The organism is Pseudochryseolinea flava (assembly GCF_003286915.1).
In the GTDB taxonomy this organism is placed as follows: Bacteria; Bacteroidota; Bacteroidia; order Cytophagales; family Cyclobacteriaceae; genus Ohtaekwangia; species Ohtaekwangia flava.
In genome coordinates this window covers 192684-218128 of record NZ_QMFY01000004.1, presented here as the reverse complement: position 1 = coordinate 218128, position 25445 = coordinate 192684, and the positions used below count along the sequence as shown (strand labels likewise).

Annotated in this window: 20 protein-coding genes; 12 read left to right on the top strand and 8 right to left on the bottom strand. The window is 44.2% G+C overall.

Features of this window, described 5'->3' with window-relative positions:
• Positions 1–2: 2 nt before the first annotated feature.
• Positions 3–1109 carry a Nif3-like dinuclear metal center hexameric protein gene (locus tag DQQ10_RS10470; protein WP_112746811.1) on the bottom strand — a complete coding sequence of 369 codons (1107 nt, stop codon included), beginning with the start codon at positions 1107–1109 and terminating at the stop codon, positions 3–5.
• Between the two features lie 79 nt (positions 1110–1188).
• Between DQQ10_RS10470 and lpxK the strand changes: the two genes are divergently transcribed.
• Both lpxK and DQQ10_RS10460 read left to right on the top strand, forming a co-directional pair.
• Entirely contained in the window at positions 1189–2226 is a 1038-nt protein-coding gene (gene lpxK / locus DQQ10_RS10465) for a tetraacyldisaccharide 4'-kinase (protein WP_112746810.1), read from the top strand.
• A gap of 34 nt (positions 2227–2260) precedes the next feature.
• Entirely contained in the window at positions 2261–4201 is a 1941-nt protein-coding gene (locus tag DQQ10_RS10460) for a putative porin (RefSeq protein ID WP_165823878.1), read from the top strand.
• Between the two features lie 347 nt (positions 4202–4548).
• On the opposite strand, the gene DQQ10_RS10455 is transcribed toward DQQ10_RS10460, so the two are convergent.
• The 6 genes from DQQ10_RS10455 to DQQ10_RS10430 all read right to left on the bottom strand — a co-directional run bounded on the left by DQQ10_RS10455 (position 4549) and on the right by DQQ10_RS10430 (position 13162).
• The gene (locus DQQ10_RS10455) at positions 4549–5778 is read right to left on the bottom strand and encodes a hypothetical protein (RefSeq protein WP_133259610.1); all 1230 of its coding nucleotides are present in this window, start codon (positions 5776–5778) and stop codon (positions 4549–4551) included.
• Positions 5779–5789: 11 nt separating this feature from the next.
• Positions 5790–6683, bottom strand: a complete 894-nt coding sequence (locus DQQ10_RS10450; protein ID WP_112746807.1) for a porin family protein — start codon at positions 6681–6683, stop codon at positions 5790–5792.
• An 11-nt stretch (positions 6684–6694) separates the two neighbouring features.
• Entirely contained in the window at positions 6695–8482 is a 1788-nt protein-coding gene (locus DQQ10_RS10445; RefSeq protein WP_112746806.1) for a DUF1501 domain-containing protein, read from the bottom strand.
• A gap of 9 nt (positions 8483–8491) precedes the next feature.
• Positions 8492–10198: a DUF1800 domain-containing protein gene (locus tag DQQ10_RS10440; protein WP_112746805.1), complete on the bottom strand. Its 1707-nt coding sequence runs from the start codon at positions 10196–10198 to the stop codon at positions 8492–8494.
• A 175-nt stretch (positions 10199–10373) separates the two neighbouring features.
• Complete coding sequence (locus tag DQQ10_RS10435; protein WP_112746804.1) at positions 10374–10718, bottom strand: hypothetical protein; 345 nt, start codon at positions 10716–10718, stop codon at positions 10374–10376.
• Positions 10715–13162 carry a penicillin acylase family protein gene (locus DQQ10_RS10430; protein ID WP_112746803.1) on the bottom strand — a complete coding sequence of 816 codons (2448 nt, stop codon included), beginning with the start codon at positions 13160–13162 and terminating at the stop codon, positions 10715–10717. The genes DQQ10_RS10435 and DQQ10_RS10430 overlap by 4 nt, the downstream gene beginning before the upstream one ends.
• An 85-nt stretch (positions 13163–13247) precedes the next feature.
• Here DQQ10_RS10430 and DQQ10_RS10425 point away from each other — a divergent pair, with 85 nt between their 5' ends.
• The 6 genes from DQQ10_RS10425 (at position 13248) to cysQ (ending at position 18843) form a co-directional block, all read left to right on the top strand.
• A complete protein-coding gene (locus DQQ10_RS10425; protein ID WP_112746802.1) occupies positions 13248–13787 on the top strand; it encodes a KdsC family phosphatase in 540 nt (179 codons plus the stop codon).
• A gap of 61 nt (positions 13788–13848) precedes the next feature.
• Positions 13849–14691, top strand: a complete 843-nt coding sequence (gene kdsA, locus DQQ10_RS10420) for a 3-deoxy-8-phosphooctulonate synthase (protein ID WP_112746801.1) — start codon at positions 13849–13851, stop codon at positions 14689–14691.
• Between the two features lie 414 nt (positions 14692–15105).
• On the top strand, positions 15106–15714 hold the full coding sequence (cysC, locus tag DQQ10_RS10410; protein WP_112746799.1) for an adenylyl-sulfate kinase: 609 nt from the start codon (positions 15106–15108) through the stop codon (positions 15712–15714).
• 47 nt (positions 15715–15761) lie between these two features.
• The gene (gene cysD, locus DQQ10_RS10405; protein ID WP_112746963.1) at positions 15762–16667 is read left to right on the top strand and encodes a sulfate adenylyltransferase subunit CysD; all 906 of its coding nucleotides are present in this window, start codon (positions 15762–15764) and stop codon (positions 16665–16667) included.
• Positions 16668–16808: 141 nt separating this feature from the next.
• Positions 16809–18068 (top strand): sulfate adenylyltransferase subunit CysN, encoded by a 1260-nt coding sequence (gene cysN / locus DQQ10_RS10400; RefSeq protein WP_317047932.1) that lies wholly within the window; start codon positions 16809–16811, stop codon positions 18066–18068.
• A gap of 4 nt (positions 18069–18072) precedes the next feature.
• Positions 18073–18843, top strand: a complete 771-nt coding sequence (cysQ, locus tag DQQ10_RS10395; protein WP_112746797.1) for a 3'(2'),5'-bisphosphate nucleotidase CysQ — start codon at positions 18073–18075, stop codon at positions 18841–18843.
• A gap of 19 nt (positions 18844–18862) precedes the next feature.
• Here the strand turns inward: cysQ and DQQ10_RS10390 are convergent, their stop codons facing one another.
• Positions 18863–19882 (bottom strand): NAD-dependent epimerase, encoded by a 1020-nt coding sequence (locus DQQ10_RS10390; protein WP_112746796.1) that lies wholly within the window; start codon positions 19880–19882, stop codon positions 18863–18865.
• 234 nt (positions 19883–20116) lie between these two features.
• On the opposite strand from DQQ10_RS10390, the gene DQQ10_RS10385 reads away from it, so the two are divergent.
• The 4 genes from DQQ10_RS10385 to DQQ10_RS10370 all read left to right on the top strand — a co-directional run bounded on the left by DQQ10_RS10385 (position 20117) and on the right by DQQ10_RS10370 (position 25444).
• Positions 20117–21085 (top strand): SDR family oxidoreductase, encoded by a 969-nt coding sequence (locus DQQ10_RS10385; protein ID WP_112746795.1) that lies wholly within the window; start codon positions 20117–20119, stop codon positions 21083–21085.
• A gap of 105 nt (positions 21086–21190) precedes the next feature.
• The gene (locus DQQ10_RS10380) at positions 21191–21991 is read left to right on the top strand and encodes a polysaccharide biosynthesis/export family protein (RefSeq protein ID WP_112746794.1); all 801 of its coding nucleotides are present in this window, start codon (positions 21191–21193) and stop codon (positions 21989–21991) included.
• Between the two features lie 6 nt (positions 21992–21997).
• Complete coding sequence (locus DQQ10_RS10375; RefSeq protein ID WP_245970365.1) at positions 21998–24439, top strand: polysaccharide biosynthesis tyrosine autokinase; 2442 nt, start codon at positions 21998–22000, stop codon at positions 24437–24439.
• A gap of 6 nt (positions 24440–24445) precedes the next feature.
• Positions 24446–25444, top strand: coding sequence for an NAD-dependent 4,6-dehydratase LegB (locus DQQ10_RS10370; RefSeq protein ID WP_112746793.1), 999 nt, complete (start codon positions 24446–24448; stop codon positions 25442–25444).
• Position 25445 lies beyond the last annotated feature (1 nt).

Here is a 25445-nt window from a genome sequence, read left to right as displayed (position 1 = left end):
ATTTATAGGTAGCTTATTGGATTCGTGACGGTATTTGAAAAATTGATCGCAAAATTAGAAAAATTTTTCATTAAAACGTCTTTTAATAGTTCTTTGGTAAAAACCTCGCTTTCATAATGGCCAATGTCGGCGATAATGATCTTTCCATCGGCATCAAAAAACTCGTGATACTTAAAATCAGCGGTTATAAATGCTTGAGCACCAGCGCGAATGGCATCCGCCAAAAGAAAACTGCCAGCTCCTCCGCAAACCGCTACTTTGCTAATTTTTCCAGTGGTTAACGGTGTATGGCGGATTATCTGTAGGTTCATACTGTGTTTTAAACCTTTAAGAAAGTCGATTGGTTCAACTGGTTTTTCGAGTTCCCCAATCATCCCTGCGCCAACTTCTTGATTTTCATTCTCTAAAGCGCTTAAATAATAAGCAACTTCCTCATACGGATGTGACGCACGGAGTGCTGTCAAAATTTTGCCAGACAGGTGCGCTGGAAAAATAACCTCTAGGCGACTTTCTGATACAAACTCCTGCTCGCCAACGGTTCCAAGGTGTGGGTTTGCTCCAGCAACGGGTTTGAAGGTGCCCGTTCCATCTACCCGAAAGCTGCAGTTTTTGTAGTTTCCGATCTGTCCTGCTCCAGCCGCGTGAAGCGCCGCCGCAACAGCCTCTGTTTTTTCTTTCGGAACAAAAGTGACCAATTTGCTTAAAATCCCTTTTTTCGGCTGAAGTATTGTTGGATTGACTAGCCCTATTTTCTCGCATATTTTGCGATTCACACCTTGAGAAACATGGTCGAGGTTTGTATGGCACGCGTAGATCGCAATGTCGTTTCGGATAGCGGAAATAACAGTTCGCTCAACGTAAGTGGCACCCGTAAGTCGCTTAAGTCCTTTGAAAACGATGGGGTGATGAGCGACAATCAAATTACAACCCTTCTCGATAGCTTCGCGCACGACAGCCTCCGTGCAATCGAGGCTGACCAAAATGCCTTTTACCGATGCGGCCGGATCGCCTGTGATCAATCCGGAGTTGTCGTATGATTCTTGATAACTTCTTGGTGCGAGTGCTTCTAGATAATCTGTTACGTCTTTTATCCTTATACTTGTGCTCATAATTTTTTGAGGATCCAGGTCACTCGACAGCCAAAGTTAAGAGAGTAAACCTGAGATCATAAAATAGAATGAACTTTTGATGCTTCGTGTTTTACTTTTTCCATTCGCGCTCTTGTTTGATCTCATCACGAGGATTAGAAATTACGCGTACGACCGTGGCCTAAAACCAGCGGTAAGGTTCGACATACCGGTGATATGCGTTGGTAATCTGGCGGTTGGCGGCACAGGAAAGACGCCGATGATCGAGCACCTGATTAGGATGCTTAGGCCGCAACATCGCATCGCCACACTCAGTAGGGGGTATGGTCGTAACACAAAAGGTTTTCGTCTCGCGAGCAGTGCCGATAATGCGTCGACGCTTGGTGACGAGCCGTTTCAGATGTATCTCAAGTTTGGTGACCAAGTCTCTGTCGCGGTCGGTGAAGATCGCGCATTTGCTATTCCGCATATTATACAGGCACAGGAGGAGGCTCCTACGGTGGTGCTACTGGACGATGCCTTCCAACATCGCCGTGTCGTTCCGAAGTTCAGTATCATCCTCACAGATTTTACAAAACCCTTCTACAACGACTATGTGTTGCCCGCAGGAAGACTCCGTGAAGCAGCACGTGGTGCTCGTCGCGCAGACGCAATCGTGATCACGAAATGCCCGTCGGATCTAACCGAGGAAACCATGATCGAGATGGAACATGAAGTTCGCCGCTACGCAGATAAACCCGTATTCTTTACCAAAATTCATTACGGTGAGGTAGTTCCGTTTGCCGGTGGGATAGGGAAGTCCATTAATCCCGATGTCATCCTTGTGACTGGAATTGCAAATGCGCAACCGATGAAGCAATACGTTCAACAGCAATATAGGTTGATCGAGCACGTTGAGCGTCCTGATCATTATGATTACAATACAAAAGATTTTGAAGAACTTGAGTCCCTGCTTAAGAAACATCCGAAGGCAAGTATCCTGACGACGGAAAAAGATATGGTAAAATTAAGGAGTGCAAGTTTTTCGGGCAAGAATACTCAGCTGCCCATGTTTTATTTGCCGATCGAGACGGAATTCATAAAAAATGGAGAGGATTTTGATGCGATGATCATGAATGCGGTTGGTAGGGATGAGTAGATCAGTAGTAATTAGATTTCATTTATTTTTGAGCGTGCAATTTTTTAGATACATCATTTTGTTTGTTGCGCTGGTTCAGGCTGCCAGCGTTTTCGGTCAGAACCCAACGGAAGGCAGACGACGCTCGCAGATCATCAACGATAGTACGAAGCAGGTTTATGGTCCGAAAACTTCCAAATTTTTCTATGAGGAAGATGTCTTCCTGAATTTGCCAACAACACACTTCATCGATACCGCTATTCGGAATTTTCATCGTTTCAATTACGTACAGCGATTTGAAAATCGTTATCAAGATCTCGGAAATATTGGTACGGCGATGAGGCCTATCTACTACAGTGCTCCCGAAGCGATCGGCGTCACGTCAGGTTTTAATGCTTATGACTTGTATTGGGATGAGGAAAGGATCAAGTACTATGATACGAAGTCGCCATACTCAAACATGAAAGTAATTCTTGGTGGAAAAGGAAGGTCGATCACGCGTGTTACCTACAGTAGGAATATAAATCAGCAATGGAATTTTGGGTTTAACTTCCGCGGATTGTTTATCGATAAACAAATTGGCAGATCGTCCAAAGGTGATCGAAACGTGAGGAGCAATTACTACGATTTCTACACCACGTATCATACAAAACGTGATAGTACGTACATGATCTTCGTTAATTTTCAGCGTGCGAATCATCAAGCGGATGAGTCGGGCGGCGTGAACTATTTGGTGAATAACTTTGACTACGACTTAGATTACTTTGCGAAAGATGTTAGTAACCTTTTAACCGAAGCATCAAGTAATGAAAAACGGATCAATGTCCATTTGTTCCATCAATACAAAATTGGAAAGGCATTACAAGTCTATCATAAATTTGATCGCTATCGTCAAGGAGAAAGATTCAATGAGCGCCCAAGTTTAGAGGGTACCTATGAATACGACTACTATGAACTACCTACGGATACAATCTCTGATCGCACGAAGTTTAAAACAGTTCGTAATGAAGTGGGGATAAAGGGGAATTTGCTCAAGCTATTCTACAACGGTTATTATGCAATCAGGGATTATTCGATGGACTACAGCAATATTGCAGAAAGCGATTCACTGTCGTTGAAGACTCAGGGGCTTGAGCATTATCTCGGTGGTCGCATGGCGTTACGCCTGGATTCTATTGGAGAAGTGTCGGCAAGGGCTGAATTGCTGCAAACCGGTAACTACCGGCTTGAAGGGAAAATCGAAAGCAAATGGTTTGAGGCATCCATCAAACAAATGCAGTATGAACCTTCATTTGTGCAACAGGCCTATCGCGGTGGTTTTGATGTATGGTATCCGAACAGGCGAAATAATTCATTTGTATTCGACGATATTAACGTTACCGAATTTAAAGGGGCGATTCATTATCGATCTAAAGTGTTTAGCATTTCACCTGGCGCTACGTTTACACGCATTGGCAATTATGTGTTTTTCAAAGAGGATAATTATCCTCGTCAGCCGCAATCGGTTCTTCCTGTTCAAGTCTCAGGGGAACAAGTTTTCCTCTTGCCAGAGTTGCGCCTTGAGTTGGTGTTAGCAAAACATATCTTTATTCGTGGCCATGGGATCTATGGAAAAGTGCTGAAGAGCTCATCAGATGCCATTCAGATACCGGAGTTTTTTGCCAATGGACAACTGGCCTATGAGAACATTTTCTTCAATGGTAATTTGGATATGCATGCTGGCGTTGACGTTCATTTTAAATCCACCTACGCACCACTCCAGTATGACGTTCCCACGCAGCAGTTTTATGTACAGTCTACCGGAAACCAGTTCTTAGCTTACGACTATGCCGTGGTGGATGTATTCTTTAATGCGAGAATCAAACGCGGAAGAATTTTTGTAAAATACAATAACATCGTGCAGGCCATTACCCAACGTGGATACTTTCCAACGCCGAATTATCCAGGTCAACGCAGCATACTCGACTTTGGTTTTGATTGGTCGTTCTATGATTAAAGCCTTGTGGCGTCTTGAGTAACCAGTTAATCTTACTCCGTCCGGTCTAGATTTCATTGAAAGCGTTGTATATAAATCATTACCATTTCGTAGTTTATAATACTCACTGAACGACTTTTTAAAAATTCATTATGCCACAAAGTCGAAGACTAAGGTCGCCAAGAAAAGTACAGCTTTAGGAAACTTTGAGATTTCTTTGTGGCAAGAGAATCTTAAAAAAAACAGTTTGCTACCGCGCATTTCAATCCAAAGTGATTTTACCGAAGAGAGTCTTTTCACAAATCACTAATCAACAAAAAAGCCACTCGAAGTTGAGTGGCTTTTGTATGAGCAATTGATCGACGCTTTTACTCGATCACTACATTCTCTTTCACGTCTTCTTCTGATAGCTTGAATATGCAAATCCGAGGGAAACGTCCTGCGAGGTAGGTTACACCGCAGATTGCAAGTCCACCGTCAGCGGTGCGTGTCATACTTGAGAACTCGTACGGATTAGAGAATCCTAGATATCGGCTGGTATGGAACGCGCGTGTTGTCTGATCATAGAAGTAAAGTCCAATTTGTTTAGACTTCGTGCTGCTTCCGAATACGATTATTTTTTTCTCGCTAATTTCAGTAGGCAGAATTTTTATGGTCGCGTGTGGCGTTAGCTCTGGGTAAGGATTATATCCAATCTCAGTTGGGTCGATAGCACCAGGGGAGAGCGATGCATTAGGATCTAAATAGGTGTCAGTGTGGTCGAAGCGTGCAATAGCATAGCTAGCGTTGCCAAGACTCGTAACGGCACTGAAACCGACATCGTCATTTTCACCAAACATAAATGTTCCCTCATCATCTTCCGAAAGATTCGTTAACCCCATCGAGAAGTTGTAGTTGACAAATGCGTTGAAGTAGTAGATATCTTGTCCTTTAACTTTTCCTACCGAGAACGGGTATTGGCGGCCTGTATGTAAGAAATGTTCGATCATAATTTTGTCGATGATAATTTCGCCACCGCCTAATCCGGTAATGAACGTTTTTAATGGCTTGATGAGCTGTCCACTCAGATTGGCGACAGTAATCTGAGTTTGCTTGTCTTCACTGTTGTATCCGAGTAACGCAAATGCTTTGCTTTCTGGGATATAATTCGCGGCGCTCGGGTAAGTAAGGCCCTCGACCATTTTCGCAGTGATGTTTCCTAGCGATGCGTCAAAGCTTACGATGCGGGCACCGGTAGATTGGCTGTTCATACAAATGAAATGGAGTTTTTCGCCATCTAGCGTAAGACTAGAAACGGCGTGAACGAGACTATCGCCTAGCGTGATGTCGCTAACGTAGTTTCCGTTTTCATCTGCTTTCAGGAGGTGAATTCCGCTGTAGCTAAAGTTCGATTCCTCTAATGGGCGTGCGCTAAGTACAACGTAACCACCATCAGAAGTTTGAACGATATCTAGTGGTGTGTAGCTTATGTTAAAATCTCGTACATCGAAGATTGAGGTGAATTTTTCTTTGCCAATCGCTGAATCCGTTTCTTCAGCACAAGACCATAGCAATAGAACACAAATGGAGGTTGAAAATATGGTGTATAATTTTTTCACAGGTGCAGCGGTTATTTTTTGCGGTCAGAAGATTTAAAGCCCGTGCCAAGGAAACGCATCGGGAAGAGACATCCTAAAGAGACGGAGACGCTCTGTAAACTAAGATCGTCCATGACCTCGCCTGCACCAACGAGCATATCGTTTTCGTAGCGGTTCTTGTTTGATATAATACTACTCATGCCGTGGCGATATTGTATATCGAGGTTGAGTCGAACATTGCCTTGATTGTAGTACACACCAGCGCCACCGATAAGTCCCCAATGGTTTTTGGCGAAGAGGTTTGTTGCGTCGATCGCGATAGATTCTTTTTCAAATTCATTATCACCACCGCTGGCATGATCAACACCACGAATGGTGATGTCCTTATTGGCGCTAACGCGAAGACCTTGGTAGAATCCAGCTTGTAGGTAAGGGCGCAGTTTGTTTCCTGCAACCTCGTACTTTACCAATAGGGGAAAAAGTAAATGATCTACCTTGTGTTTGTGATCGTACGTCATTTCAAGACTTAATGCACCTTCTTCCGTGCCGCCCCAAAAATATTCTTTGGAGTAGGAGAAGAGTGCGTGTTGATAGGTTGGCTGAAAGCTGATAGAGAATCCCTTGAACGAGAAACTTAATTCAAGCGCGATCTGCGTGCCGAGGCCCTTGTATCGATCGTACTTTTTAGGTGTTTCAAAGCCATCAATCGGTGAGAAGATCGCATAACGGTTCTCGATGGTTACCGACGAGAGGTTTGTGCCCGCTTTTAATCCAAGCCAAAACTGCTTCTGTAAAAATTGATCGTTCTCTTTATTTTGTTTGTTATAGGCCGAGGGTTGTCGCTTCTTTTTGGACAACGACGATTGCGCAGATAACTGTAACGTCGCGAAAAGGCACAACAAAACGTAGAGGTAATGTTTTTTCATAGGGTGAGGTTCTACTTTTTAATAACCAATTTCTTGGCTTCCGTATAAAATCCGGATTTCAGTTGGTAAATATAATTTCCTGCCGGTATTCCTGTAAGGTCTACTTCTACTTTATGTGTACCTGGCGTAAAGAAACCCTTTACCATTTCTTTCACCTTGATGCCTTTCACATCGTAGAGATCAACGTTCACATCGTACGCGCTGTTGATTTTGAAATGTATCGTCGTTTTCGTTACCGCTGGATTAGGGTAGCAATCTTCCAGTGAGAAACGATCTCCAACGAATCCTTCCTTGTCGGTGATGCTTGTGGTGACGATCGGCATCTCCACAAACTTAGTTCCGTCGGCAGTTCCGCCATCCGAAGCTTGATTCATGATACCCTTCTGCTCGTTGTTAGGGTCTCTGCTATCAGGGAAGATCTTGTTCATTATTTTATCATCGGTAACGCCCATCCACGTTCTAAGAATGTTTGCATAGACGTTTCGATAATCTACCTGCATGGCAAGGTTTCCGTAAGGCGCCGTGGCGTCTGCCGTTTTAAAGGCTTCACCAACAACACCACCTGATGCACCCGCACCGAATATGAATAACGGCCCTGCAGTACCATGGTCAGTTCCATAGCTTCCGTTAGAATCGACACGACGACCAAATTCAGAAGTCGTGATCGTCAACACCTCATTCTCAAGGCCGCGACCTTTCAAGTCTTTTAAGAATGCGTTCATCGCCGTGGAGATGTGATACATCAACGCCGCGTGTCCACCCATGGTGCTGTCATACTTTTCTACTTGATCGGCATGGGTATCGAAGCCGCCGATTTTAACCAAGAACACTCTTGTCTTACAGCCACCACCAAGAAGTCGTGCTACCATCTTTAGTTGATGTGAAAGCGGATTGTGCAGACTGCCTTGCGGAGCGTTGAAAGGATAAAGCTCAGGGTACACAATGTTCGACGCTTTCCCGGCTACATAGCGCTCATATAAAATCTCTGAGTAGTCTCTTGATTTGTCCTCCAAACCGAGGATCCATTCCATTTCTTTCTGATAGGGAGATCCGTCCAATCCAACTGGTGGTACACCTCTGTTGTCAAGGATCTCCGCGATTTCATCTTCAAATCCTTCAAGATCTTTTGAGATCAGATCATAGAACCCTGGAACACTGGATAAAGAAATTGATGTTGGAATAGAATCACTTTGGTGGAATATCAACGACGTGTCGTTACCAAGTTCCAGCGCCAATGGGTCTCTCATCTGGTTGCCAGGAACCGTGGGATTTAAAAAGTCTTCAGGATACTTGTAAGGGGCATAGGTCTCGTTGAGATATCTGCCTAACCAACCTGAATCAAAATAGTCATTGAATCCACCGCCCATGAAGCTGATGTCACGTCCACGAAAATGCGAACCATTATTTTGTTTGTATGAAACACCTTGTACGACAGTCATCTTACCCGCATCGTACATGTGCTTCATCGCTTGCATGTCAGGATGGAGCCCAACTTGTGTTTCAATAGGAAGTGTACTATCTAAATTGACGTATCCACGCTTTTTGTTTGGTGTGGGGATAGCGATATTTTGTCTTACGGAAAAGTAATCCGAATAGCGTTCAACAGGAATCAAACAATTCAATCCGTCGTTACCACCATGCATTTGCAGGATCACGAGAACTTTATCGGTAGCACTTGCTTCAGCAATTTTCGCAAGCAGGCCTTGACCTAATGCTTTGAAAGGAATACCGCCCAGCGTAAAGGGAATACTCATTGCCAATGGCAACTTCTTTAAGAAATCTCTTCTTGACTTTTTCATAGCGGTAAATTATGACAATTGATATTCTGGGGTTTGAAGCATGATGTTGATGAGTGCATCGGTAAATTCGCGTGCTGCGCCGGGTTGCGTAATCCAATAATCTTCCGGCATGCCGTTTAAGAATTTTGCTTTGAAGTAAGCAGCTCTTTTTTCTGTCAGTGTAGATGATCCATCATCGGCTACAATAGCGTAAATGTATCTTGCGATATTACTGATCAACAGATCGGCATCGGGCTCTTCTCCAAAATTGTCGACAATGAAATTGTAAGTATCAATCCATAACGGACTATCAGGATTGCTTACCATTGTGCGAATGAGATTGTAACGGTTGGCCAGGTAGTTCGGTGTAATCCAGAAACGATGGTAAACCGGGTACTGGTGATACGCTTCGTAGCCAGCGACGTCATATGGTTCGTAGAACTTAAGCCCTTGTTCTTCGAACGAATCAAGAATATCTTGGGTGACGCTATAAAAATCCTCAGGAGCGGCTATCATGTCAGGCAATGAAATGTTGAAGAAACGCATCGTGCCTAGTGTGAGGTCTAAAGGCGATTTGATGAGCGCACCAATGTTGTTGTCCTCAATGATATTAGGATCCGGGTCAGCGTCTTCGCGATAAAAATGCTTGCTGCTAAGTAATTCTTTGATGACAGGAAGGATTTTGTATTCCTGCTTCATGGTTTGCACCATGCCACTAATGATATTCGTATCGATCCACTCAATGTTGTCCGTGGCTTTACTATGAGGTCCCCACACATAGAAGCGATAGATCTTCCAGCAGATATTTCGAAGTGTGGCATCGTTGCTGTAAATGAGTTCGATCAACTGCCGAATTTCGTCTAGCGCACTTTCCTCTGTAGGGTTTCCGCCGTTAAGCAAAGTAGGATCGGGTTGGATCGTAGCACCACCAAAGCGCGCGCTAAATACCTTTGGATCATTGTCGTGTGCTGAGGCATTGAGCGTGTTACCTCTCACTTTTCCTCTCGGGAGATTTGTGTCGGGATCGATATTGACGAAGTCCTCATCGAGTGTCCAGCCCGACAGAACTCTTGCTGCAGCTTCAACATCTTGCTCTGTGAAATAGAAGTAATCGCCTTCCTCAGTTGGTGTACCGGGGATAAGTCCTTCGATGCCGCGACCGATGGTATATAATTCAAGCAGTTCTCTTGCGTAGTTTTCATTCACCGCGCCTTTTACATTGAGATCACCGTCGAGCAGACGGAGCATGGCGTTGTCGACACTCACTTTTACGGTGAGCTCTTTGAAATTCATATACGCTTGTGCTGAATATTCATCACGTGCATACAGCCTGAATAGCTCATTTTGAAAATACAAAGAACGGCTATTACTGATCTTCGAAGTGATGGCGGTGAAATGTGTATGGAGGAACCAGACTGTTTTTTCGCGCGCACTCAAGGCAAGGTTGTCGGTAGCCATCTGCCCGAGGAACCATCCGTGGAAGTACGCAATAAGGTCTGCATTTTCACTGTTGGCGTCGGTAACACCTGTGGTAAACCATTCGGTTCCTGTTTTTGGGTCGATCGGAAGCTCTGGTGCAGGGAGTGTGCCGCCTGGAAAAAGTGCATTGATTGCGCCATTCATGCCTAATCCAACAAAATCGTCGATCTGAGCTTTAGTGGCACCAAAAGTTGCTCTTCTGAGGAGATGGGCAGCCTGTTTGAGGCCCCACGGTCCGCCGTAGAGAGGTAATGACATAGCGTAAGAGTTAGTAAATTCTAGGTTCTGATACCTATATATGATTGTATTTGAAATAATGAATTAAAATGAAGACGAAGCGCATTAGCCGACGACCATTGTCATAATTTTTCCGTCACCCTGAGTTACCGAAGGACAAAATGCGATCAACGTTGTAACATCGCATGATGTAAGATTAATAGCGTCGTTTTTCTTTTCTGAGTGATGCGCCTGCAACTGCAGCACAACCGGCAACGAGTGCGCCGATCAAAGCAGTAACCAGCATCAGTACTACATCGCTGTTAACCGTAAGAATTCCGGCAACGCGTGCGGCGAGACCGCTAGAAGAACTTCCGTTAATCATCCATACCGCTGCAAACCACAAAATTCCAACGCCCAAAAATCCGGCAAAAAAATTGGATCGCGATTGAAAGAACACACTCACTGCAAATGCAGCAATAGCAATCGAGTACCACGGCAAAAAAAGGTCAAGGAGATACGCCAAGATGGCAATCAATATTATCTGTGCGATGAATTTCATTTTCCGGTAGGGTTAAGCTTTAGTATCTGAAGTTTTGGATCAGGTTGTTGTAAGTAGCGCAAAGAAAAATGTTTTCCTTCAGTCCAATAATCGATCATGTCACCATAATGTTTACTGCCCGGATTTCCTGATTGCCCTCCCGGATAAACACCCCAAGCTTTAACACCCGTTTTTTCTAACGACACCACCATGCGCCACGATGGTCCGTTGGTTCTCGAATGGGCGTTCACGATGCCACTGTTTCCGCCAGCGTTCACGTGGATGTTAAGTGGCTCGATGCGCAACAGATGGCGCATGAAACTATCTTTGTAAAGTCCCCACTTTAACTCCATTGCTGGGTGATCTTTTTTCCATTTCTCGATAGACTTCACGCCGAGAGAGAATGACGTTCTAATAATATCTTGTGCATTTTCTTTTTCAGGTGTTCCCTGTCGATCGAAGAAGATAAAGTCGGGCTTTTCTTGCAGTAGTTTGATGGTGACGAAACTCGTCGGCCGTTGCAGCGATATATCACTCTTGTCCATCTCATCCCAAAGCATGGGCATAAAGTTATTCCACCATGCTTCAAAGTAGGATGCGCCGATCGAAGCCTTGTCGTTATAGTGATTCCAATCTTTTAAGGCTTTCCAAGCGACTTGTTCAGCAGCATTCAGGTTCAGCGTATCAAGTGATTTTAACATGATGGGTAATGCTTCCGCCGCCTTCAGGTTAAAGTTATCAAGTTGCATGTTCATCATGTCTTGAACAGTGATATTCTTATAGTCCGTTAGTAGTTTATTGATTCGCCGGTTGCGATATGCCTCGAAACTTTTACCAGTAACATAGTACGGATAGGTTGCGTCGACGGGATATTGGTTAGCGGAGCTCACAAAGCCGCGCGCAGGATTTTTGTATTGAACATTTTGTTCGTTGGGAATAAAAGCATTCCAGCCATTCGATGATTTGCTGCCGTCGAGAACAAAGCGTCCTTCGTTTTGTCTGCGCACAGGATATTTGCCCTGTATACGCATCGCGATATCGCCTGATACGGATGCGAACACAAAATTCTGCGCCGGTAGTCCAAAATGATTTAAGGCATCGAGATAATCGTTATGACTTTTTCCGCGATTGAGCTTGTAAAACGCAACGACTTCATCAGAACCGTCATGTGCAATCCAGCGAAAAGCATAGTCGTTGAGATTTTGTCTATCAGCTCTGAAATTTTCGTCGTACGTAATCGGTCCCCAATGTGTATATACAATTGTATCATAGAATACATTTTGATTCCTTACCTTAAATTCTTCCACAACTTTTTTTGTGTCTACATACTTACCGTCGAGTAAATATTTTGATCGCGTTTCATCTTGATAAGTAATCTTAAACCAGTCGACGAGATCACGTTGTGCATTGGTAACGCTCCAAGCAATAGAGTCATTGAACCCAATGATCACACCCGGCGCACCTGGTAGTGACGCACCCATCACGTTGATACCCGGCGCGTGCAACTGAATGGCATACCAGATAGAAGGAAGCGAAAGATCCAAATGGGGATCGCCACAAAGAATGGGAGAGCCGGTTGCCGTTTTACTTCCACTCACAGCCCAGTTGTTACTACCGTTGTTCGGATCTGCACCGGGCATCTTATCGATCTTGATATATTCTTCGGGTATCGCCAACGGGAACGAATCGATCTTAACGGGTTCGAATTTCCATTCACCCGCGTTGTCAACGATCGGGTCGCCTACGGGCTCCATGTCGGGGTAAAGTATTTCCAGCGTTTGCTTTCCAAGAAGCTTAAGCGCATTGGTCATTTCAATGTCTTTGTCGCTCATGTTCAACGTCTGCGCCATTTGCTTAAGTAGCAGTGCACACTTCAGCGTTGTCCATGACTCAGGCTTGTAAGCAAGGAGTTTGTATTCGAAGGGCAACGAGGCATAGTCAAGCGATTCGATATAAGCGTTAATTCCCTTGGTGTATTGATCGACAACCATCTTTGAAATCGGATCGGTTTGCATGGCATCCAGCGCATGTTGTGCACCGTACACCATGCCCGACCGACGCTGCATTCTGTCGAATGAAAGAATGGCTTCATTGTCGCCAGCGCCGATAATTTCCGAGACGCGTCCCGAGGCAGCATGTGTTTGAAATTCCATTTGCCACAGACGATGCATGGCCGTCACGTAACCTTGTGCCAGGTAGAGATCTTCGTCATTTTGTGCGAACACGTGAGGAATCATCAAACTGTCGTAGAAGATCGTAACGCTATCTTTCAGGCCTGGAATATCAAGCGGTTTATCGGCTAGGTATCCGTCGCGTGACTCCATGTTTTGCCAAAAGCCTTCGTATGGGGCGAGAAATTTTCCGAGCGGCGGAATAGGTTTGCCGCCAACGACCCAACGATTGTCAAGTAAATAGATCAATGCTACCGTGAGGGTCGTGAAGGCCAGGAATCTGAAAACTTTCATCCAGTCAATAGATTTAGTGCATTAAAGTAAAAAGCTTTTCCTAATTTTCGGGGATATTTTCGATTAATATCCTAAACACATTCGATTGAAACAGATCCTTAGCCGATATACAAAAGACCAGGTAAAGAAAGCCGGTGCAATCAAAGCGATTTTTTTTGACATAGACGGCGTTCTCTCTGATGGGCGAATCATTTACGATGAGACTGGTAAAGAGCTGAAAAACTTTAATGTTAAAGACGGTCAGATCATCAGCTATCTGAAACGAGAGGGAATTATTGTTGGCGCCATCTCAGGGCGTGAATCCGCCACCACCACAAAGCGTTGCGCAGAGTTGAAGATTGATTTCTGTCATCAAGGAATTGTCGACAAAGCGCAGGCTTTTGAAAAGCTGGCAAAGCATTATCAACTGAAGAATAAAGAAATTGCGTTCATCGGTGACGATATTAATGATTTGCCCGTGTTCAAATTGGCCGGCCTAAGTGCATGCCCTGCTGATACATTTGACTACATCAAAGAAAAAGCAGTGCTCGTAACGGCGGTAAAAGGTGGAAAAGGCGTGCTTCGCGAAGTCGCAGATTTGGTGTTAGCAGCGCGTGGTGCGATGGAGAAAATTATTGAAGGATAGACCGTTTAATACAGGTTGTCGCTCCCAATAACCGGTAACCGATAACAGATAACTAAATAGCATGGAGAAATTCAAAGAGATAGTCAACGTTACAGATAAGATCAAACTTGGCGCTGACAAAATGGTGTTGTTCTCAGGGCCTTGTGCAGCAGAGAGCTATGACATCTGCATGGAAACAGGAACAAAAGTGAAAGCGATTTGTGCATCACTGGGTATCGAATATGTTTTTAAGTCATCGTTCGACAAAGCGAACCGTACATCTAGTGGTTCTTACCGTGGTACAGGTATCGAAGGTGGTTTGGAAATTCTCTCACGTGTAAAGAAAGATTTGAATGTTCCGATTGTTACAGACGTGCATGAATCATATCAATGCGCGGAAGTAGCGACCGTTGTTGATGTCCTGCAGATTCCGGCATTCCTATGTCGTCAAACGGATTTATTGAGAGCGGCGGCGAAAACTGGCAAAGCCGTAAAGATTAAGAAGGGCCAATTTATGGCACCGGAAGATATGAAGTACGCCGTCGATAAAGTGAGGGGAGAGGGAAACAACAACGTGTTCTTAACAGAGCGCGGTGCTAGCTTCGGCTACCATACCCTCGTGGTTGATATGCGTTCTCTTCCTGTGATGCGTCAATATACACCGGTAATATTTGATGTTACCCACTCGGTGCAACAACCCGGCGGTAAAGGTGGCTCATCCGGAGGGCAGCGTGAGTTTGCGCCATTCTTAGCCCGTGCTGCCGCTGCTACAGGCGTTGATGGCTTCTTCATTGAAACACATCCATTTCCAGAAAAGGCTCTAAGCGACGGCCCTAACATGATTCCCCTTCACGAGATGGAAAGCTTTTTAAAAATGCTGAAAGCGCACTGGGAACTTGGCAAGAGCAGCCTGTTGCAAGGGTAAACAAGCTTGAGGCTCATGCAACGGGCTACACGCTTGCAGTAGTGTTTTTCTTGGTTCACTTTCTTGAAATGAACAGATTTTCACCGCAGCGTCGCGGTGACGCCAAGCTGCGCGGAGATGTTTAGTGGAATTCCTCGCAGATGCCAGCGACGCCGCTTAGAGCATGGTGCTCGAAGCCTCGTGAGCCAACAACTGTTCGTACTCAATCATTTTAAATTTCAGCGTGTTACGCAAATTCTTTTGGCAGATCGTACCAATCGTGATACCTTTGTGACCCTGAATATCTATGGATTTAGTGGTTATATTTTTGAAAAGCAGCGTTTCTAGTGATTTAGTCAAGGAAAACGGATTGCTTTTAGATAACCGACCTGCCCGAACCGAACTTCCGTCGTACATTGCAGACTAATTTTTACCGTGAGTTCCACCAACAATAACATATACCCGATTAAGACAAAAGTGAGCCAAGCACAACGTCAGAAGTTGCTTAACCAGCATGCGACGGTCATTTGGTTTACAGGGTTGTCAGGGTCTGGGAAATCCACGCTAGCCGTACAACTCGAGGCGCAGCTTCACGCGTTAGGATTCAAAACGTATTTGCTCGATGGCGATAACATTCGCGCCGGTCTCAACAAAGACCTGACGTTTACCGACGATGGCCGCATCGAAAACATCCGCCGCATCGGTGAGGTGTCAAAGCTGATGTTAGACGCGGGGGTAATTGTTTTATCCGCATTCATATCGCCATTCCAATCGGACCGTACGCAGGTAAAAAATATTGTAGGTGAGCATAACTACATCGAAGTGTTTGTCGATGCGCCGCTATCCGTTTGTGAAGCACGCGATGTAAAAGGATTATACAAGAAAGCACGGGCAGGAGAGGTGAAGAACTTTACAGGAATAGATTCTCCCTATGAAGCACCGGTGCGACCAGATATTCATATTCCCACACATGAGCTGTCACTTGATGAGTCGATCGCGAAGCTGATGGGATACATTCTCGAAAAAATTAAGTTGAAAGATTGATGCAAGACAAGTTGAATCAAGACGTAACCATTGAACCAGGAGTTGAAATGAGCCAATATTACTTAAGTCATTTGAAAGAGCTGGAATCGGAAGCGATTTATGTAATCCGTGAAGTTGTTGCGCAGTTCGAGAATCCGGCGCTGTTATTCTCCGGTGGTAAAGACTCGATCGTGCTTGCGTACTTATCGCGCAAAGCTTTTCACCCTGCGAAAATTCCTTTTCCATTAGTGCACATCGATACAGGACACAACTTTCCGGAGACGATGGAGTATCGCGACTGGCTCGTGAATGAACTCGGCGTTCGCTTAGTGGTAGGATCTGTTCAAGAGAGCATCGACAAAGGTCGTGCGAAAGAAGAAACAGGATGGAATGCAAGCCGAAATGCACTTCAAACCGTTACACTTTTAGATACGATCGAGAAGAACAAGTTCGACGCCGCCATGGGTGGTGCACGTCGTGATGAAGAGAAAGCGCGTGCGAAGGAACGCTTCTTCTCCCACCGCGATGAATTCGGACAATGGGATCCCAAAAACCAACGTCCCGAACTTTGGAATCTCTTCAATGGTAAGAAACATCAAGGTGAACATTTCCGCGTATTTCCAATTTCGAATTGGACCGAGATGGATGTATGGCAATACATTCACATGGAGAATATTCCAATTCCTAAACTATACTACTCACACGAGCGTGAAGTGATCGTTCGTGATGGCGCGATTTTGTCCACATCACCGTGGCTGAAGTTGAAGCCAGATGAAGTGCCGACGAAAAAGATCGTACGGTTTAGAACGTGTGGCGATATGCCGATTACAGGTGCCGTAGAATCTGATGCGGATACTATCGAAAAGATCATCGCCGAAGTTGCTGCATCACGTAAAACAGAACGGGGTACACGCGCAGATGATAAGCGTTCTGAAACAGCGATGGAGGATCGGAAGAAGTCGGGGTACTTTTAAGGACCGGGTATTGAGTACTAGGATTGCGTACTAGGTATTGGGCATTTGGGACTGGCTATGGGAGACTTTGTAATGCATTGCTATATAATAAAACAACATGTGGATAGCGTTCCAAACTTGAACACTTGAACACCTGAACACTTGAACACGACAATGACAAACCAACTATTACGATTTACAACCGCAGGAAGCGTTGACGACGGAAAAAGTACTTTGATCGGTAGATTGTTATACGATAGTAAATCTATTTTCGAAGACCAACTCGAAGCAGTAGAGGCTTCAAGTGCTAAGAAAGGCTTTGATTATGTTGACCTTTCTTTGTTAACCGATGGTTTAAAGTCTGAAAGAGAACAAGGGATCACGATCGATGTTGCGTATCGTTACTTTGCTACGCCGAAGCGCAAGTTCATCATCGCCGATACGCCTGGGCATATTCAATATACGCGTAACATGGTGACCGGTGCTTCAACGGCAAACCTCGCGTTGATTTTGATCGATGCGCGTAAAGGTCTGGTTGAGCAGACGTTTCGCCACTCGTTTATTGCTTCGTTACTGAAGATTCCTCACATTATTGTTTGTGTGAACAAGATGGATCTTGTTGACTACGACGAGGCGGTATATGAAAAAATCGTTGAGGAGTATAAAGGGTTTTCTTCGAGACTAGAAGTGTCCGACATTCAGTTCGTTCCGATCAGTGCACTTGCCGGTGACAACGTCGTGAATCGTTCTGAGAATATGACTTGGTATGAAGGTGCTACGTTGCTTCATATGTTAGAGAGTGTTCATATTGAGAGCGACCACAATCACATCGATAGTCGTTTCCCTGTACAATACGTAGTACGTCCTCACTCAAAGGAATATCATGACTTCAGGGGATATGCTGGCCGCGTTGCCGGTGGTATATTTCGTCCTGGCGATGACGTTGTGGTGATGCCTTCGGGTTTTAGTTCGAAGATTAAAACGATTGAATTTGGCAATGAGAAATTAGAAGAGGCATTCGCACCGATGTCGGTGACCATTACACTTGAAGATGAAATCGACATTAGCAGAGGTGATATTATCGCGAAGCCGAACAATCACCCAAAAGCAGATCAGGATATCGACTTGATGATTTGCTGGATGAATCAACGTCCGGTGAATCTGAATACAAAGTTCTACCTCAGACATACGACACGAGAAGTGAAGGCTGTCTTGAAAGAAATTCAATACAAGTTGGATATCAATAGTCTCGAAAAGCTTGATAATGCTGAACAACTTCAAATGAACGATATTGCGCGCATTAAACTGCGTACAGCCCAGCCGTTGCTTTTTGATTCTTATCGTAAGAATCGCATCACCGGGAGTGTAATCCTTGTGGATGAAGGCACAAACGAGACCGTCGCTGCGGGTATGATCGTCTAACGCCATGTCGACGGTTGATCTTTCTTCGCTGTTAACATTGGCCATAGAGGCTTCAAAGGCTGCGAGTGTTGAGATTATGACAGTATATGAAAGTGGAGACTTTCAAACTGAAACGAAGGGCGATCAGTCGCCGCTCACACAGGCAGATAGGCGTGCTCACCAGGCAATCACTTCTATTTTAGAAAAGGCGCAACTTCCCATTCTCAGTGAAGAAGGGAAGACAATTCCCTATGAAGAACGAAAGAACTGGCCATACTTTTGGATGGTTGACCCGCTTGATGGGACCAAGGAGTTTGTAAAGCGTAATGGAGAGTTTACGGTGAATATCGCGTTGATTCAGGATCAACATCCAGTGCTCGGTGTTGTTGCTGTGCCAGTGTCCGGCGATATTTTTTACGCGATAGCCAACAAAGATGCGTATGTCGTTAGAAACGCGGAAACCCATCTGCTTCCAAAACGAAGACGTGTTGATTTTGCGCAGCCTGCGCTTCGTGTTGTAGCATCTCGCTCACACCGTGATGAACAGACGGAAGATTTTATATCGAAGCTCGTCGATCCTACTCTATTGTCGAAAGGAAGTAGCTTGAAGTTTATGCTACTGGCCGAGGGCAGTGCAGATGTATACCCCCGATTTGCACCCACTATGGAATGGGATACAGCTGCGGCGCATGCCATTATCAATGCGGTTGGTATGCGTATTAATCAACAAGGAAAATCGGAACAACTTTCTTACAATAAGCCTTCACTGTTGAATCCGTTTTTCCTTGCGTTCTAGATATCTACTTGCTATTACTTTACTTTACTTTATAATAATCGACATACCAGTTCACGAAATTTCCGATACCCGTTTCGATCGAAGTAGAAGGCTTGAAGCCAACGGCTTGCTCGAGATCCGACACATCGGCAAAAGTTGCGGGCACATCACCGTCTTGGATGGGTAATAAATTTAAGATCGCTTTCTTACCTAGTTTTTGTTCCAATACGTTGATGTAGTCCAATAATTCCACTGGAGAATTATTCCCGATGTTAAAAATTTTGTAAGGTGCAAAACTTGTGGCAGGGTCGGGGCTCATACCGTCCCAATCTTTATTGGGTTCTGCAACCTTTGGTACAAGTCTTGAAATACTTTCGACTATATCGTCGACGTAAGTGAAGTCGCGCTTCATTTTTCCATGATTGAAAACATCCATGGGTTTACCTTCGATGATCGCTTTCGTGAAAATAAATAGCGCCATGTCCGGACGTCCATAAGGTCCGTACACAGTGAAGAAGCGTAGGCCAGTGGTTGGTAAGTTATATAGCGCAGAGTAGGTGTGCGCCATCAGCTCATTTGACTTCTTAGATGCGGCGTATAGTGACAATGGATGGTCAACATTATTGTGCACTGAGAACGGCATTTTTTTATTGGCACCGTATACCGAGCTCGACGACGCATAGATAAGGTGCTTGATCTTGTGATGACGACTAGCCTCAAGGATGTTGAGGAAACCGTGCATATTACTTTCGAGGTAGGCGTAGGGATGTGTAATCGAATAACGCACACCAGCTTGTGCAGCCAAGTTTACAACATAGTCAAAAGCATTGGCGTGAAATAAATCGTCAATCCCAGGTTTGTCAGTCAGATTCAATTCAGCAAAAGAAAAATTCTGATGTTTCTTCAGTGCCTGAAGTCTGGATAGTTTAAGATTTACATCATAGTAGTCATTGAGGTTGTCTAATCCGATGACCTCATACCCTTGACTACAAAGCTTCTCCGAAAGATGGTATCCAATAAACCCCGCTGCTCCAGTTACTAAAATCCGTTTCGATGACATTATATAATTATTGTCGTTTGTTTAAATCGAGTGCAAATCTATTATAATTTAGAATGCTTCACACCCACATCTTTGTAAATGGTCAGCTTTTCCATCGCATTGGACGACCAAATACAAAACATGGCCCGTAAAAGCCTTTAAATTCATGTTTGGCATATGATGGTAACGTGTCAGATCTATTCTATTAGTGTATATTTGTCGGCATTTTAGCGAATAAAGAAAAGTTAGCTCTCAATGAGTAAGCGTATAATGGTAACTGGAGGTGCAGGGTTTATCGGATCGAACCTTGTAGCAGCGTTGATCGATGACCCCCGTGTATCGTTGGTTCGTGTTGTTGACGATTTGTCGACAGGGCGGTATGATAACATCGCAAAATTTGAAGGACATACGAAATTCGAATTTTTCGAAAGAGATATCTGTGATTATCCAACCATGTTGGAACTTACCAAGGGTATTGACTTGATTACGCATCAAGCGGCACTAGGTTCAGTGCCGCGATCCATCAAGGATCCAATCCGTAGTAACGAGGTGAATGTGACCGGTACATTGAACGTACTTTTTGCAGCCGTTCAAAACAACGTGAACAGGATTGTACTTGCGTGCTCCTCGAGTACTTATGGCGATAGTCCAGCACTTCCGAAAAAAGAAGCCGTTATTGGACGTCCTTTAAGTCCATACGCGATTACCAAATTTGCCGTCGAATTGTATGCGGATGTATTCCAGAAGACATACAGCCTTGATTATGTGGGGCTCCGTTACTTTAACATCTTCGGGCCAAATCAAAGTCCCGACAACGCTTATGCGGCCGTGATTCCTTTATTTTGCAAGGCATTAATTGAAGATCGTGCGCCAAAGATCAACGGTGACGGCTTGACATCACGAGATTTTACGTACGTTGACAATGCAGTTCATGCGAATTTGTTGGCGTTGTTCACCGATAAGAAAGAAGCATTAAACGAAGTCTATAATGTTGCATGCGGAGAGCAAACAACATTGCTGGAGATGGTAGAGGCATTGAAGCGGATCTCCGGTAAGCAAATTGATCCGGAATTTGGTCCAGAGCGAATGGGTGATGTAAAACATTCTCGTGCCGATATTTCTAAGATTCAATCGTTACTGGGGTATCAGCCTCAGGTGCTCTTTAGCGAAGGACTCCAAGAAATTTATCATTGGTATGCTACCCGAATGCAGGTGCACGGATGATCGAATTTTTACGATTTAAACGGAATTTAATGTGGGAGACCGCTTTAATGGTTACTCCAAAGACTTCTGTATATTTGCAATCTCTCAAAAAATGAAACCTTTAAAATGACGCGTATTTTGGTTTTTTTTGGGTGTGCAGCACTCTTTCTGAGTTCCTGCGTGCCTGCCAAAAAGTTGGTGTATCTACAGAAAGACGATCTTAAAAAAAGAAACGAAATTCCAAAGGACACAATTCTCCGAAGCCATACTTTGGATATTCAAGAGTATCGGATTCAGCCATTAGATATTTTGAGCATCAATTTTGAAACGTTGAGTGAAGAAAATGATGCATTTGATTTTCTTAGCAAGTTGACACCCCAAACCCGAGCGAGTGGGGGGAGTTCTGCCGTAAATGCAGCACAGAATGGTATCCTTGTCAATACCGAGGGTGAGATCGAATATGCTGTGTTAGGTAAAATTAATTTGTCGGGGTTAACGCTTTTTCAGGCGCAGGATACGATTAAGAAACATGCGTCGCGATACTTGCCAGATGTAATCGTTCGGGTAAGAATGCTTAATTTTCGCTATACTTTACTTGGTGAAGTTAACTCAGAACAGACTGTAATCTCAGCAAATACAAGGCTAACGTTTATGGAAGCGATTGCCCAAGCGGGTGGACTAGGTGAGCTTGCCGATCGTAGTCATGTAAAGGTAGTGAGGCAGAATGGAAATCAAGCGGATATTTTTTACGTTAATCTTTTAAAAGAGGATTACATCGAGTCTAAGTACTTCTACATTCAACAAAACGATGTAATTATCGTGCCGCCATTAAAGCAACGCACGTTTCGTCGATATTTCACCGGCAACTTAGCGATGATTACATCTGCAATTTCTTTTGGAGTACTAATTTTTGCCTTGTCTAAATAGATCGCTTTGAACACAGCAATTCAACCCATACCTGAAGGAAACGAAGGATTACCTTCGAAAGAGAAGCCATCTATCTTTCAAATTAACTTTAAGCGTGTCGCTGACCGTGCTGTTAGGCTTTGGTATGTGACGGTGCTTTCGTTGGCCATCGCCATTACGCTCGCTCATTTGATCAATCGCTATAGCACGCCGATCTATCCTGTCAAGGCGTCGATCATCATTAAGGAAGGTGATGAAAATGCCGGCGCAAAATTCTTGTACGACAACGAACTCCTCAATCCTTATCGGAACTTCTATAATGAAGTTTACATCATGCGGTCTTATCCGCTTCTCCAGGGCGTGATGGAAGAGCTGGGGTTCGACGTAGCGTTATATGTCGAAGGTGATATAAAAACGTCTGAATACTACGATCCACATTTTCCTGTTAAATTTAAAGTAATCCCGACCGCGCATAAGCCAACGGGGCGATCATTCTATTTTACTGTCCAAGATTCCTCTTCGTACTCATTCCAGTACATGACTGATGACGATGATGATGGTACAGGTAAAGAATTTCCAAAGCTTGCATTTAATGATACGGTCAAGATTAACGGCTTTTCTATTTACGTTGAAAAGCGAGGTTCCGTGTCTTCGATCATGGGCAAGCGGTTCATTGTTCGATTCAAAGATTCATGGTCACTTGCAAAATCTTATTCGAGCAGACTTACAGCAAACTATGCGCAAGCAGGAGCCTCTGTGGTCAACCTCGATATCAGTGGAGAAGTCATTCAAAAAGAAATAGACTTCTTGAATAAATTCATCGAGCGGTACCAGCAATACGACGTCGAAAAGAAAAATAAAATGGCCACAATGGCGATTAAATTTTTGGATGAACAATTACTGGTGATTGGTGATTCATTGAATCGATATGAAGACGAAGTTGAATCATTTAAACATCGGAATATCATCACGAGACTTGACGAAGAAACAAGTCGGTTGTACCAGAAATATACAGATCTAGAGCAGCAGAAATTCGACTATAACTTATTGAATAATTACTTCAAGTATGTAGATGGGTTATTGAAGAATGATCAGTTTGATGGGATTTTTACACCGAATAGTGTAGGGATTCGCGACAACGTGGTGGCAGATCTTGTTCAAGAGTTGATCGAAGAGCAATCAAAAGTGACTCTTTACAAGAGAAGTATTCCTGATCAATCCGGAATGGATAGTAACCCAGCTTTACAAGGTAAGCTTCGTAAAATTGAGATTATTAAATCAGACATCCTTAAGACAATAGAAAATACGCGCAATACGAATGTGATCAACATTCGTTTTATCGATGATCAAATTGGTTTAATAAAGCGACAACTTTCTAAACTCCCTAGTACGGAGCGTGAACTTGTAAGTATTCAACGGAACTATGCGTTAAAGGAGCAGTTGTATTTATACCTCTTACAAAAGCGTACCGAAGCGGGATTGTCACGTGCTTCAACAACGTCTGACATTGTCGTCGTGAATCCACCGATCGCATCAAGCGCAATCTTTCCCAACAAGGGGCAGAACTACGGTATCGCCGCGGGTGCCGGACTATTCTTACCATTGTTAATCTTCGTGATCATTGAGATGTTCAATGGTAAAATTCAATCGAAAGATGATATCGAGAAATTAACGGCAATGCCTGTTATCGCGGGCATTGGGCATAATCCAGGCAACGATCAACTGATTGTTTATACAAAGCCACGCTCGGCAATGGCGGAATCGTTTAGGGCGCTACGCTCGAATCTAAATTACTTTACCGGAAACCGGGAACACATTGTGTTTATGGTTACATCGTCGGTGCCTGGTGAAGGAAAGTCATTTACGAGCTTGAACCTTGCGTCGGTCTTTGCGATGGCCGGGAAGCGCACCGTGATTGTTGGTGCCGATTTACGCAAACCTAAGTTATTTGAAGAACTCGGGCTTGAAAATAAAATCGGGTTAAGTCAATATTTGTCGGGAATGGTTGGTGTGGAAGAAGTGATTCAAACGACAAGCGTTGAGAATTTGTATTTGATTTCAGGTGGACCTACGCCGCCAAACCCAAGTGAATTGTTGATGCGTCCGGCAATGGAAAAGTTGATGGCCAATCTCCGCGATCAATTTGATTACATCATCGTTGATACGCCACCACTCAGTTATGTTTCAGATGCGTTCGTGCTTTCGAAATATGCCGATCATAGCTTATTCCTTGTGCGGCAGGACTTCACACCGAAAACTGCTTTGTTATCGCTAGACGATTTCTTTGTCGCAGGCAAGCTGTCTAAAATCAGTATTTTATTCAATGACTTGCGTAAGACAGGCCTCGGTTATGGCTATGGCAATTATGGCTATGGCTACGGTTATGGCTACGGTGGTGGTTATGGCTATGGTTATGGAATTAACCTTGGTAAGAAAAAGAAAGACGACGGCGAAGGATATTATAGTTAAGAGATCATGTTGCTAAAAGGTAAGCGTGTTTTAGTTACGGGCGCAGACGGTTTTATTGGAAGCCATCTAACGGAGAGGCTATTGGAAGAAGAGTGCCATGTAAGAGCATTTGTCTATTACAATTCTTTCAATTCATGGGGATGGTTGGATAGCCTGCCAAAAGAAAAGAAAAATAAGCTTGAGATCTTCTCCGGCGATATCCGTGATCCTAATGGTGTACGTACAGCCATGAAAGATATCGATGTGGTATTTCACCTGGCAGCCTTAATCGCTATTCCTTTCAGCTATCATTCGCCCGATAGCTATGTCGACACGAATGTAAAGGGTACATTAAATGTCGTGCAGGCTGCGAAAGATCTCAATGTATCGCGGGTGTTGGTAACGTCGACGTCGGAGGTGTATGGTACCGCTAACTACGTTCCGATGGACGAAAAACATCCGCGTCAGCCTCAGTCACCGTATTCGGCATCAAAGATCGGCGCCGATTGTATCGCAGAGTCATTCTATAGAAGTTTCAACCAGCCGATTACAATCGTAAGACCTTTCAATACATTTGGCCCGCGTCAATCGGCGCGTGCTGTGATTCCTACTATCATTACGCAATTGCTCAATGGCGCGAAGTTGTTAAAGCTGGGCGACGTGCGACCAACACGAGACCTCTTGTTCGTTAAGGATACCGTAAACGGATTTGTTGAGATTGCAAAAGCGGATCAACTGATCGGCCACGATGTAAATATTGCCACGCAATCCGAAATTTCTGTAAAAGAATTGGCGACCGAACTCATTCGTCAGCTCAATCCAGGCGCAGAAATCGAGCAAGATGATCAACGACTGCGCCCCGAAAAAAGCGAGGTCTTTCGTTTATATGGCAACAGCGAGAAGCTTCAATCCATGACCAACTGGAAACCACAGTATACTTTAGCGGAAGGATTGAAGGAAACGATTGCTTGGTTCAAAGAACCAAGTAATCTTGAGCGATACAAAGCAGATATCTACAATTTGTAAA

Coding starts and splice junctions, on each gene's coding strand:
- DQQ10_RS10470 (WP_112746811.1), bottom strand. CDS start 1,109: ATGAGCACAAGTATAAGGATAAAAGACGTAACAGATTATCTAGAAGCA.
- lpxK (WP_112746810.1), top strand. CDS start 1,189: ATGCTTCGTGTTTTACTTTTTCCATTCGCGCTCTTGTTTGATCTCATC.
- DQQ10_RS10450 (WP_112746807.1), bottom strand. CDS start 6,683: ATGAAAAAACATTACCTCTACGTTTTGTTGTGCCTTTTCGCGACGTTA.
- DQQ10_RS10445 (WP_112746806.1), bottom strand. CDS start 8,482: ATGAAAAAGTCAAGAAGAGATTTCTTAAAGAAGTTGCCATTGGCAATG.
- DQQ10_RS10440 (WP_112746805.1), bottom strand. CDS start 10,198: ATGTCATTACCTCTCTACGGCGGACCGTGGGGCCTCAAACAGGCTGCC.
- DQQ10_RS10435 (WP_112746804.1), bottom strand. CDS start 10,718: ATGAAATTCATCGCACAGATAATATTGATTGCCATCTTGGCGTATCTC.
- DQQ10_RS10430 (WP_112746803.1), bottom strand. CDS start 13,162: ATGAAAGTTTTCAGATTCCTGGCCTTCACGACCCTCACGGTAGCATTG.
- kdsA (WP_112746801.1), top strand. CDS start 13,849: ATGGAGAAATTCAAAGAGATAGTCAACGTTACAGATAAGATCAAACTT.
- cysD (WP_112746963.1), top strand. CDS start 15,762: ATGAGCCAATATTACTTAAGTCATTTGAAAGAGCTGGAATCGGAAGCG.
- cysQ (WP_112746797.1), top strand. CDS start 18,073: ATGTCGACGGTTGATCTTTCTTCGCTGTTAACATTGGCCATAGAGGCT.
- DQQ10_RS10390 (WP_112746796.1), bottom strand. CDS start 19,882: ATGTCATCGAAACGGATTTTAGTAACTGGAGCAGCGGGGTTTATTGGA.
- DQQ10_RS10385 (WP_112746795.1), top strand. CDS start 20,117: ATGAGTAAGCGTATAATGGTAACTGGAGGTGCAGGGTTTATCGGATCG.
- DQQ10_RS10380 (WP_112746794.1), top strand. CDS start 21,191: ATGACGCGTATTTTGGTTTTTTTTGGGTGTGCAGCACTCTTTCTGAGT.
- DQQ10_RS10370 (WP_112746793.1), top strand. CDS start 24,446: ATGTTGCTAAAAGGTAAGCGTGTTTTAGTTACGGGCGCAGACGGTTTT.